The organism is Nonomuraea sp. NPDC049784, from assembly GCF_040659615.1.
Classification (GTDB): domain Bacteria; phylum Actinomycetota; class Actinomycetes; order Streptosporangiales; family Streptosporangiaceae; genus Nonomuraea.
On record NZ_JBFAMX010000349.1, the window covers coordinates 1 to 10,502 of the forward strand.

The window sequence follows — 10,502 nt, forward strand, 5'->3', positions numbered from 1 at the left end:
ACTTCGGCGCCGACCTGCAGCGGCTCGCGGTGGCGACCGCGACGGCGCTGGCGGCGATCCACCGGGCCGGGGTGGTGCATCGCGATTTCAAACCCGCCAACGTGCTGCTCGGGAGGGATGGGCCGCGGGTCATCGACTTCGGCATCGCCCGCGCGGCCGGCCATTCGCTGACCGTGACGAGCAGCATCGTCGGCACGCCCGCCTACATGGCGCCCGAGCAGCTCGCGGGCGCCCCGCTCGGCCCTGCGGTGGACGTCTTCGCGTGGGCGTCGGTGATGGTCTTCGCCGCGACAGGAAGTCCGCCGTTCGGCAACGACTCGCTGCCCGCGGTGATCCGCCGCATCCTCCACGACGAGCCGTACCTGGGCGACCTGCCGGGTCCGCTGCGCCCGATCGTGCTGTCGTGCCTGACCAAGGACCCCGCCGCCCGGCCCGCCATGCAGGACGTCCTGCTCCGGCTCATCGGCGCTCCGCCCGCCGGTACGGCAGGCGCCCCGACGGGCCGTCGAGGTGGTACGGCGGGTCGTACCGTGAGTCGCCCGCGCTGGAAGGGGATGCTGGCGGGCGCCGGGGCACTGGCGGTGTCCGCTGCCCTGGTGGGCGGGGCGATCATGTGGATGTCCGACGACCCGGCGACGACGGCCGCGCCCGCCCCCTCGGCCACGGCACAGGACGCCACCCCGGCACCCACCCCGCCACCCAGTGCGCCGGCCAAGAAACAGGGCACCACCAAGACACCCAGCGCGCCGGCCAAGAAGACGCGCCCCACCAGGACCGGCGGCTCCATACCCACCGTCACCCGCACGCAGCCGGCACCCAAACCCACGACCACCCCGCCGAAGACCGCGACCACGAAGGCGGCTGCGGGGACCGTACGCCTGGTGTCGTTGACGCTGGACGGGCAGCAGACCGGAGACGGCTGCTGGTCGCCCAGTCTCTTTCCCGTCGCCTTGCTCAAGGGCCCGTCGGGCAAGCAGGTGGAGTACGGCTACCGCTGGGTCGTGGACGGCCAGGACGAGGGATGGAAGACGGACTGGGTGACCGGTACGGCGAAGAACCAGCGCAACCCCTTCGGCGCCTTCGAGCCGGGCCGGCACACGATCGTCTTCCACCTGCTGACACCCTCGAAGGCCACCAGGAGCGTGTCTTTCACGGTGTGTGAGCGGTACTCCTAGATCCTCGCAAGACCTCCATGAGGGGCAGCGGATTGATGTAGTCGCGGTAGGACACGACCTGCCCGTCCCGTACCCGGAACACCGCCAGCGGCCGCTGCTCGAACGGCTCACCGGTGGCGGTGACCGTGCCGTGCGCCGCGTACTCGACGATGACCACCTCGGGGTCGAGCGTCTCGTGCATCTCCACATCGGTGTACTCGTGGAACGCGATCAGTTGGCTGTTGGCGGCCAGGAACGCCCGGATGGCCTCTCTGCCGCGCAGCTCGCCGGGGACGCCGTCGGGGCGGTACGGCCATTCGATCATCCCGTCGGGGGCCATGAGCTCCACGAACCGCTTGTGGTCGCCCGTGAGGCCGGCCCGCATGATCTCTTCCACCACTTTCGTTGAACGCATGTTCATTGAATGACCGTACAACGAAATCCGGGTTCGTTCAACGCCCGTACAATGAGACGATGACCGAGCCGCCCCGCCGCACCCGCGCGCAGCAACGCCGCGACACCGAAGCCCGGATCCTGGCCGCCGCCCGCGAGACGTTCGCCGAGCTGGGCTATGAGCGCACCACGATCCGCGCGGTCGCCGCCGCGGCCGGGGTCAACGCCGGTCTCGTGATGCACTACTTCGGGACGAAAGAGGAGCTGTTCGCCCGTGCGGCCCGTCTCGAGCCCCACGAGTTGCCACCGGGCGACCCCGCCGAGGCCCTGCTCGCCGTACTCCGCAAGCGCTTGGAGGGACAACCCGTGGCGTCACTGGTGGTGCTGCGCTCGATGCTCACGCACGCCGAAGCGGCCGACGGGTTCCGGGAGGCGGCGACGGAGTGGCTGGAGCGGATCGAGGCGGCCATCCCGGCCGGCGACGCCGACCTGCGCGCCGGCCTGATCAGCGCGATCATGACGGGCGTGGTTGTCGACCGCTACCTGCTCAAGCTCAGTTCCCTGGCCGAAGCGCCCGCCGACGACATCCTCGCCCTCCTGCGACCCTGTTTCGAGAGCCTCGCCGGCGCCCGGTGATGGACGCCGGCTCCTGCGCGCCGGCGAAGAAAGCGAAGTGATCTCCCGTCGGGAGTATCGAAGTGACCCGACCACAATCTAGGCTTTACCTACATGAAGACTAGGCAATTCCTCTGGTACATCCCGAACCAGGCCCAGCCCGGGCACCGCGGCGACGACGTCGTGGCGGACCACAACAGCCTGGAGGCCCTCACCAGCCATGCCCAGGCCCTCGAGGAGCACGGGTGGGGCGGGGCGCTCCTCGGGGCCGGTTGGGGACGGCCCGACACCTTCACGGTCGCCACCGCGCTGGCCGCGCGGACGACGACGTTCCAGCCGCTGATCGCGGTACGGCCCGGCTACTGGCGTCCGGCCAACTTCGCCTCCGCCGCCGCGACCCTGGACCATCTCACCGGCGGGCGGGTGCTGATCAACATCGTGTCGGGCAAGGACAACCTGGCGGCGTACGGCGACAGCGAGGGCGACCAGGCCCACCGCTACGCCCGGACCAAGGAGTTCATCCAGATCGTGCGCAAGCTGTGGACCGAGGAGAACGTCACCTACCACGGCGAGCACTTCAGCGTCACAAACTCCACCGTGGCGCCGCGAACAGTCGTCCGGGGCGAACGCAAGCACCCCCGGCTCTACTTCGGCGGCGCCTTCGAAGCCGCCGAGAAGGTGGCCGCCACCGAGGCCGATGTCCAGCTCTTCTGGGGCGAGCCACTCGACGACGTCGCCGCGCGGATCGAGCGGCTCAAGCAACTCAGCGAGAAGCTAGGACGCGAGCATCCTCCGCTGGAGTTCGGGCTGCGGGTCACCACGCTGGTGCGGGACACCACCGAGCAGGCCTGGGCCGACGCCGAGGCCAAGGTCGAGGAGATGGCGAAAGGCAGCAGTTCGCGCGACCCGAACTGGTTCACCGCCGTCGGTCAGCAGCGGCTGCTCGACCTGACCGCGCGGGGAGAGGTGCTCGACGACAACCTCTACACCACCCCCGGCAAGTTCGGCGGCGGCGGCGCGGGCACCACCTGGCTGGTCGGCTCGGCCGAGGACGTGGCGAAGTCGCTGCGCAAGTACCAGGCCCTCGGCATCACCCACTTCGTACTCTCCGACACTCCCTACCTGCCGGAGATCAAGCGCCAGGGCGACCAGCTGCTACCGCTGTTGCGCGGATGAGCGCCGGCGCCTGCTCGGCGGACCCCGGACACCTCCGGATGGCAGGGGCATGATCAGTTGACGACACCGGGTCTGCTGTCAGTGAACTCGGCTGGGTGTCCGGTGTTCGCGGTGCTCGGGTATCGGGATGGAGATCTTGGTTCTGGGCGGAACAGCATGGGTGGGCCGCGACCTGCACGGCCGTTCCCACCGTGCAGACCCAGTGGGCCACCGGGTACGTCATCCAGCCGCTGACCATCACCAACACCGGCACCTCGACGATCAATGGATGGACGGTCACCTTCACGTTGCCGGCCGGGCACACGCTGACCGGCTCGTGGAACGGCACCGCCACCGTCAGCGGGCAGACCGTGACCATCAGGAACGTCAGCTAGAACGGCACCCTCGCCCCCGGAGCCAGCACCACCGGCCTCGGCTTCCAGGCGAGCCGCCCGAACGGCAACACCGCACTTCCGTCCGGATACACCTGCACCTGAGAGCCGGCACTCCCTGGCCCGCCCACCTCTCGCCGGTGTGGGTGAGCCAGGGACCTGGCGCGTCAGGTGCCACCACCCGCCGGATCTTTCAGGCTTTCAACCCGCTGCCGTCTTGATCGCAGGCCCAGGCCGGCGTCGTCTGTCAGGAGGCCGGCGGCGGGGCGGGCTCGCCTACTTGGTCTCGGCCAGATGGATGATGAAGAAGTCAGCCGGCTTCCCCAACGCTGTCACGCCTCGCCGAACACCATGCGATGCCCCTTGGCGGTGTCCATGTACTCGCGCACCTGATGGATCAGCCCGTCCCGCAGTTCGAAGATGAAGCAGTAGTCGTTGCGGTAGTCGTTGCCGTTGGCCAGCGTGGCCTGCATGGTCTCCTCCACCACGACCACGTCGCCGGCGGCGTAGAACCCGCGGAAATCCAGCGCCACATCGGCGACGAACATACGCCGGAAGTCGACGGTGAGGAAGTGGACGATGGCGTCCCTGCCCACCATGTGGTGCGTCCCGCCGAGCGCAACGGCGGTCGCGTTCCCAGGCGGGGCCAGCCACTCCGCGTCCTTGGTGAAGAATGTCGCGATCAGGTCCTTGTCCCGAGTCGAGAACGATCGCCATGCCTGCTTCACCAGTTCGCGGTTCCGCTCAGAGGTCATGCCGGGGAGTGTAGGCATCCTCCAGGCCAGGGGGCTGGCCATATCCGGCCATGATCACAGGACAGTGGAAGCCGCCTGCTGACGGCTTGGCAGAGGGCCTCCAGCCCGTGGGTTCCGAGAGTCGAGATGCCAGGTCGACGCAGTTGCGGGCCGGATCAGTCGTCTCGCAGTGCCAGACCATGGCGTTGTACTGGGTTGCTTCCTCTCGTTCTCCGAAGCTCGCCGAAGCGGGGGAGACGGTCGCTGCTGTCGGCGGCGCGCGGTGTCATGTCGCGTTTCTGTGGTTCAGAGGTCAGGGGCGGCCGACTCCCGCGCATGACGGCGCCGGACACGTGGAGCCCCGCAGGCGAAGACAGCGCACGACAGGCGACCTGTCGCGTTGCGGGGACAGGACGCGTCTGGACATTTCCTGACGTGACTGAGGCCTGTCAACGCGGGATGGTCGATCTCGGCAACGAACCCCCCACGCCGAGGAGGCAAACCCATGCTCCGATGGAAGTTCGCAGTGGCTACGGCGCTGGCCGTGACCGCCATCGCCGGCCCCGCGGCCGTCGCGGCCGACGCCCAGACGGCCACCGCCCTCGCCACCTGCTCCGGCACCGGCTGCGACGACAAGGACCCGAACGACACCGGCTGCTCCGCCACCGCCTCGTCGGTCCCAGGCAGCGGTTTCCGGCCCTACAACGGCTACCTGGAAATGAGGTTCGGCAACTGCGCGACGAACTGGGCACGCTTCACCGTCAGCGAGAACGGCCACTACGCGATCTGGGTCCAACGGCAGGCCTCCAGCGGCATCCCCGCCAGGGAGGGGCGCCACTACGAGTTCGACGGCACGACGACAGGCGGACCCTACTGGTCGGACCAGCTCTACGCCCCGAACGTGCCGCTGACCAAGGCGCGGGTGTGCGTCACCCGCCGCGCCTACCCCTGGTGGGACAACGCCCAGTGCTCGGGCTGGTTCTGATCCGAGCGACCTGACTCTCAGCCGCCTCAATCTCGAACGGAAGGACATACACCCCCATGTCACAGTTTCCCCGGTTACGCGCCGCGTTACTGGTGGCGCTCGCCGCAGTGCTGACCTCCCTCGGCCTGGCCGCGCCCGCCCACGCTGCCGTGTATCAGGTGACCGGCGCAGACGCGCAGGGGCTGGCCATCCAGAGCGAGCCGCACATCAACCACGTCATCAGGTACGTGCCCAACGGCACCTCCCTCGACGTGGCGTGCCAGGTCAACAACGGTGACCAGGTGGACGGCAAGGTCTACAACGGCCAGCCGTTCCGGACCTGGGACCGGCTGGCCGACGGCACCTGGGTCTACGACTGGTATATGAACACGCCGACCGTGGGCAGCGACGGATACTCTCCGGGCATCCAGCACTGCGACAGCGGCGGCTCCGTTCCCCCGCTGGCGGGCGGGTGCGTCGACTGGCCGAGCTCCAAGTTCCTCCAGACGCCCCTCACCTCCGCCGCCAACGGCGGCGCAGGTTACGCCTGGCAGAACGGCAGCTATTACGGCGAGGGCTACCACGTCAACTGCAACACCTCCACCAAAATGAACCAGTATTACGCGCTCGACCTCGGCATGAACCAGGGCGACCCGGTCCTGTCACCCGGCGGCGCGGGCACGGTCAAGTACGCGGGCCAGGCCCCGTCCGGCTGGGAGACCTGCGGCCTGTACGTGATCGTCGACCACGGCGGCGGCTGGTGGAGCGTGGTGTGCCACCTCAGTGCCATCTACGTGCGCACCGGCCAGCAGATCGGCAACAGCACGGTCATCGGCGCGGTCGGCGGCACCGGAGGCTTCGAGCCTCATCTGCACTTCTCGCTCATGCGCAACGCTCAGCTCACCGCGAACGGCGGCGTGTACGGCGGGCAGAGCGCCCGCCCGCGTCACCTGATGCACCTGGGCTGTGGCGGGGGCTACTACGACCACATCACCAAGGGCCAGAAGGTCTGCTACTGACCGCTGATCCCCGCTGCCGCCGACGAGGTCTCCGCACCCGCCGGCGGCAGCGGCACGCGCATCTCGACGTGGGTGCCCGCCCCCGGCGCACTGTCCACGATCACGGTGCCGCCGAGAGCCCTGATGCGCTGGCGGATCGAGGCGGCGAGCCCGGTCCCCACGGCACCGGCGGCGGGATCGAAGCCGACGCCCTGATCCAGGACGCTGACGGTCAGCTCGTCCGCCGCCGGAGACAGGCGTGCCCGCACCACCGCGGTGGTGACGCCCGCATGTTTGCAGACGTTGGTCAGCGCCTCGCGCACCGCGCCGCAGACGCCCTCGACCACGTCCTTCGGCGGGATCTGCCGGGTCTGCGCCGAGGACAGATTGGTCCCGTTCAGCTCCACCCGCAGGCCGCGCCTGGCTTGGTCGGCCGCCACCGCCTGTAACCCGGCGAGCAAATCGTCCGGCTGGTCCGGCGGAGTGCCGCTGACCAGGCCGCGCAGCCACACGGCCTCCGCTCCCACGTGGGCACGCAGTTCCTTGTCGGAGATCCAGTGCCCCTGCGAGAGCATCTCCAGCGTCTGCAGCACCCGGTCGTGCAGGGCGCGGCTGTATCGGGTGGCCTCACGCTCACGGGCCAGGTCCGCCGTACGCGCCAGGGCCTCCTGCTCGCTCGCGTCCGCCGCGGCCCCCGAACGGCGCAGCTCCCGGGCGATCAGCCAGGTGATGACCGTGTTGGCGACGTAGCTGAGCGCGTTGGGCGGCAGGTTCCACCACGGGTCGTTGTGCAGCAAGGCGGTCGCCACGAGATAAGCGGCCACCAGCAGGGCGGCCGCGGCCAGCACTTGGTGGAGGCCGCGGTAGCCCGCCCCGACGGCCACACAGGCGATCAGGGTGAACGGGTACATGAAGAACGCCCAGGTGTGGCTGGCCTGCATGGGCGAGAGCCAGCCGCCGGCCAGCAGCGCCGCCGCGCACACCATCACGTCGGCCGTCAGCCAGCGAGCGTCGATCCGGGAGCGCCGCCACCAGATCGCGATCATCAGCGCGCTCTCGGCGCTCACGACGAGCGCGAGCAGCACGGCCGGCCAGATCGTCCGGTACGGGACCGTCACGGTGGCGAAGGCCGAGGCGATCTGGACGAGGCCCCCGAGCCGGAACAGCGCGGCCGTACGGGACAACATCTTCTCGCTGTGGGCCAGGTGCGCCCCACCGGACGCCGGGATCACCGCCTGTTACCGTCCAGCCGTCCCAGCGCCGCCCTGATCAATTCGGCCTTGTTGCCCACCTGCAGTTTGGCGCGGATGCGTTCGACGTAGGTGTCGACCGTGCCTTTGCTGACCCCCATGCGGGTGGCGGTCTGGGCGTGCGTGAACCCCCGCGCGATCAGGTCCAGTGCCTGCTCCTCCCGCGGGGACAGCTTGACCTGCGGCTGCGGCTGCGACGGCGCCGGCGGCGGCTGGGTGAGCAGGGTCTGAAGGATGTCGGCGAGTTGCGACGACAGCCAGAAGCCGCCCGCCGCCACGGTCTCGACGGCCGTGGCGAACTGCGCGGGCTGAGCCTGCTTGCTGATATAGCCCTTGGCACCCGCGCGTACCGCGCCCAGCACGTCGTCCGGCGCTCCCGAGGCCGACATGACCAGGACCTGGGTGGCGTTCGCGAGCGCGGTCACCGCGTCCAGGCCGGGCCGGTGCCCACCCTGGACCGGGTCGACGTCGTGGTAGAGATCCAGGATGACCACGTCGGGCGTGGTCTGCGCGTCAGCCACCCACGCGGCGAACTCGGTGGGCGAGCCGACGGACGCGAGCACGTCGAAGCCGCCGGTGTCGGCCAGCACCGCGGCGACCCCGCGCCGGGCGATGGGGTGATCGTCAACGATGGCGACCCTGATCAACTCGGTGTCTCGTCCCGTCGGGCGCTTGCGATCAGACCCGTCCATCATCACCAGCGCTGTCGGCCCGCGCAAGAGCCGAATCGTCCATCTCCCCGCCCTCTCGCGATCCTGATTCGTGCACGATCTCACAGCGCGGCGTCGCTGTCTCGTCGGGCGTTTCCTGTCCAGCAAACGCACCACACACGCCCGCTCCCACGTCATGCGCGGCGGCCGCTCAAGATATTGCCGGAACCTATTTTCGGTACGCGTGTAAGCGGAACGATTGATCCCAGGTTCAGGAAATCCCGTCGAGAATGGCGTGGTCGTCCTCGACGACGGCACGATCAGCTACGCCGGGCCTGCGGCGGATGCTCCGGCATACCGTGATGCCGGGGATGTGGGACGCCCACGGCCACTTCATGGGTCTGCGTTCGGCGGACTTCCATCTCCTGCCACAAGAGCCCATCGCCCTGCGCGCCGCCCGGATCGCCTGGGACCTGCGGGCGGCGCTGGACGCCGGAGTCACCTCCGTCGCGAGGTGGGCGGGCTCGGCATCCACATGGTCAAGGGCCTGGAGGAGGGGACGCTCGAAGGCGGTGCCGGATGTGAGGCCAGAAGGAAGCTCGAGAAGTGCAGATACTGCTCTGACAGGTTGAACTGGCGGCGGACCGAGTCCCAGTCGCGCGGGTTGAAATCGCGCGAGGCGGTCGACTGCGCCTGGGCGGACGCGGCGTCTGTGACGGCCAGGAGGCCCGAACCGAGGACTGCCCCAAGCCGCCGGCCATGACCGCGCGGCGCCCGAGGCCGGCCGGGGCCTCGGTCCTTCTCTTCGAGCCAGGTGTCAAGCCCACTCGAACTCCTCTCCAGATGACGACTGTTCGGCGGATTCATCCCGTCGAAGGCCACAGTGAGGATAGAAAGGCTGCCACTTTCACACTTGGACATTATTGCGGTGGTGGTCAACCGTCAGACGCAATCAACCGGCGCGTAACTCAAAGGCGTGATCGCTTTTGTTTATCTATTTCGGCCGGCCGCTATTACATTTATTCCGCATCGCCTTGCTCAGGTCTGTCGCCCCGCCCATTGGCGCGGTAGCGGAAGACATGACGGTAGGTCTGCGGAGGGACGCTGGTGACCCGGCCGAAGTGGTAACGGAACGTCGCTGCGGTGGCGAAGCCGGCCAGGCGGGCGATGTCCTCAATGGACTCGTCCGTGGTCTCCAGGAGCTCCTGCGCCAGCCGCACCCGCTGCTGGAGCAGCCACTGCAGCGGAGTGATGCCCAAGGTGTCGCGGAAGCGGCGGGCGAAGGTCCGCTCGCTCAGGTGCGCCACCTGGGCGAGCCGCGGAACGGTCAGCGGCTCGTGCAGGTGGTCGCGGGCCCATTCCAGAACGGGGGCCAGAGAGCCGTTCCTGCTGGGCTGGGGAACCGGCCGGGTGAACTGCGCCTGGCCACCCTCCCGATGCGGCGGCACCACCATGCGGCGGGCGACCTCGTTGGCGACCGCCGCGCCGTGGTCCTTGCGCACCAGATGCAGGCAGGTGTCGATGGCCGAGCCGGTGCCGGCCGACGTGATGACGTCGCCGTGGTCGATGTAGAGCGGCACCGGGTCGTAGTCGATCTCGGGGAAGCGATGCGCGAAGTCGGGACCGTTCATCCAGTGCGTGGTGGCGCGCCGGCCGTCCAGCAGCCCCGCGGCGGCCAGGACGTAAGCGCCCGAGCAGATCGACATGATGCGCCTGCCCAGCCCGTGAGCGGCGCGAACCGCGTCCACCAGCTCGGGCGGAGGGGCGAGCTGGACGGCGCGGGCGACCGCTCCCACCACGACGGTGTCGGCCTCGACCAGGTCGTCCAGGCCCCACGGGGTGTCGATCGACAGGCCCGCGGTGGTGCGCAGTGGCCTGGGCTCAGCGGCGCAAAGCCGCAGCTCGTACCACGGATCGACCAGGTCGCTCCGGTCGGTGCCGAAGACCTCGCAGGGCACGGCCAGTTCTAACACCGGGGTGCCGTCGGTGACCGCGAGGCCGACCACGTGTCTGCTCATGGCTGGAATTTAACGCATAATGTCGTTTCTGCCGCTAGCCCGGCCCGGCCACGCCCTTGATGCTGATCCACATGAGTGACGTGACCAAGACAGGCAGCTTGACCCTCCGCCACGGCACCGCGATGTACGTGGGCGCGGTGCTGGGCACCGGCGTGATCGCGCTGCCCGCGCTGGCCGCC

General features: G+C 69.2%; 11 protein-coding genes. 6 read left to right on the forward strand and 5 right to left on the reverse strand.

Going from position 1 to position 10,502, the window contains the following annotated elements; translation table 11 throughout:
* The coding region (locus AB0J09_RS42170) for a serine/threonine-protein kinase (protein ID WP_360704044.1) at nucleotides 1–1,175 on the forward strand (1,175 nt) is incomplete at its 5' end.
* Here AB0J09_RS42170 and AB0J09_RS42175 read toward each other — a convergent pair.
* Nucleotides 1,150–1,575 (reverse strand): nuclear transport factor 2 family protein, encoded by a 426-nt coding sequence (locus tag AB0J09_RS42175; RefSeq protein WP_360704047.1) that lies wholly within the window; start codon nucleotides 1,573–1,575, stop codon nucleotides 1,150–1,152. The genes AB0J09_RS42170 and AB0J09_RS42175 overlap by 26 nt on opposite strands.
* Before the next feature lie 53 nt (nucleotides 1,576–1,628).
* Here AB0J09_RS42175 and AB0J09_RS42180 point away from each other — a divergent pair, with 53 nt between their 5' ends.
* The 3 genes from AB0J09_RS42180 (at nucleotide 1,629) to AB0J09_RS42190 (ending at nucleotide 3,712) form a co-directional block, all read left to right on the forward strand.
* Nucleotides 1,629–2,183 carry a TetR family transcriptional regulator gene (locus AB0J09_RS42180; protein WP_360704050.1) on the forward strand — a complete coding sequence of 185 codons (555 nt, stop codon included), beginning with the start codon at nucleotides 1,629–1,631 and terminating at the stop codon, nucleotides 2,181–2,183.
* Nucleotides 2,184–2,276: 93 nt separating this feature from the next.
* A complete protein-coding gene (locus AB0J09_RS42185) occupies nucleotides 2,277–3,338 on the forward strand; it encodes an LLM class flavin-dependent oxidoreductase (RefSeq protein ID WP_360704053.1) in 1,062 nt (353 codons plus the stop codon).
* 95 nt (nucleotides 3,339–3,433) lie between these two features.
* Entirely contained in the window at nucleotides 3,434–3,712 is a 279-nt protein-coding gene (locus AB0J09_RS42190; protein ID WP_360704056.1) for a cellulose binding domain-containing protein, read from the forward strand.
* 329 nt (nucleotides 3,713–4,041) lie between these two features.
* Here the strand turns inward: AB0J09_RS42190 and AB0J09_RS42195 are convergent, their stop codons facing one another.
* Nucleotides 4,042–4,464 (reverse strand): nuclear transport factor 2 family protein, encoded by a 423-nt coding sequence (locus AB0J09_RS42195; RefSeq protein ID WP_360704059.1) that lies wholly within the window; start codon nucleotides 4,462–4,464, stop codon nucleotides 4,042–4,044.
* Nucleotides 4,465–4,948: 484 nt separating this feature from the next.
* Between AB0J09_RS42195 and AB0J09_RS42200 the strand changes: the two genes are divergently transcribed.
* Both AB0J09_RS42200 and AB0J09_RS42205 read left to right on the forward strand, forming a co-directional pair.
* Nucleotides 4,949–5,428 carry a hypothetical protein gene (locus tag AB0J09_RS42200; protein WP_360704062.1) on the forward strand — a complete coding sequence of 160 codons (480 nt, stop codon included), beginning with the start codon at nucleotides 4,949–4,951 and terminating at the stop codon, nucleotides 5,426–5,428.
* 56 nt (nucleotides 5,429–5,484) lie between these two features.
* Entirely contained in the window at nucleotides 5,485–6,426 is a 942-nt protein-coding gene (locus AB0J09_RS42205; protein ID WP_360704065.1) for a peptidoglycan DD-metalloendopeptidase family protein, read from the forward strand.
* Here AB0J09_RS42205 and AB0J09_RS42210 read toward each other — a convergent pair.
* The 3 genes from AB0J09_RS42210 to AB0J09_RS42220 all read right to left on the reverse strand — a co-directional run bounded on the left by AB0J09_RS42210 (nucleotide 6,420) and on the right by AB0J09_RS42220 (nucleotide 10,323).
* Complete coding sequence (locus AB0J09_RS42210) at nucleotides 6,420–7,637, reverse strand: ATP-binding protein (protein WP_360704068.1); 1,218 nt, start codon at nucleotides 7,635–7,637, stop codon at nucleotides 6,420–6,422. The two genes, AB0J09_RS42205 and AB0J09_RS42210, sit on opposite strands and share 7 nt — an antisense overlap.
* Nucleotides 7,634–8,374, reverse strand: a complete 741-nt coding sequence (locus tag AB0J09_RS42215; RefSeq protein WP_360704071.1) for a response regulator transcription factor — start codon at nucleotides 8,372–8,374, stop codon at nucleotides 7,634–7,636. The genes AB0J09_RS42210 and AB0J09_RS42215 overlap by 4 nt, the downstream gene beginning before the upstream one ends.
* Before the next feature lie 950 nt (nucleotides 8,375–9,324).
* On the reverse strand, nucleotides 9,325–10,323 hold the full coding sequence (locus tag AB0J09_RS42220) for a helix-turn-helix domain-containing protein (RefSeq protein WP_360704074.1): 999 nt from the start codon (nucleotides 10,321–10,323) through the stop codon (nucleotides 9,325–9,327).
* Between the last annotated feature and the right edge of the window lie 179 nt (nucleotides 10,324–10,502).

Bases quoted from the DNA above. Each gene is read 5' to 3' on its own strand.
- AB0J09_RS42175 (WP_360704047.1), bottom strand. From the start codon at position 1,575: ATGAACATGCGTTCAACGAAAGTGGTGGAAGAGATCATGCGGGCCGGC.
- AB0J09_RS42180 (WP_360704050.1), top strand. From the start codon at position 1,629: ATGACCGAGCCGCCCCGCCGCACCCGCGCGCAGCAACGCCGCGACACC.
- AB0J09_RS42185 (WP_360704053.1), top strand. From the start codon at position 2,277: ATGAAGACTAGGCAATTCCTCTGGTACATCCCGAACCAGGCCCAGCCC.
- AB0J09_RS42195 (WP_360704059.1), bottom strand. From the start codon at position 4,464: ATGACCTCTGAGCGGAACCGCGAACTGGTGAAGCAGGCATGGCGATCG.
- AB0J09_RS42200 (WP_360704062.1), top strand. From the start codon at position 4,949: ATGCTCCGATGGAAGTTCGCAGTGGCTACGGCGCTGGCCGTGACCGCC.
- AB0J09_RS42205 (WP_360704065.1), top strand. From the start codon at position 5,485: ATGTCACAGTTTCCCCGGTTACGCGCCGCGTTACTGGTGGCGCTCGCC.
- AB0J09_RS42220 (WP_360704074.1), bottom strand. From the start codon at position 10,323: ATGAGCAGACACGTGGTCGGCCTCGCGGTCACCGACGGCACCCCGGTG.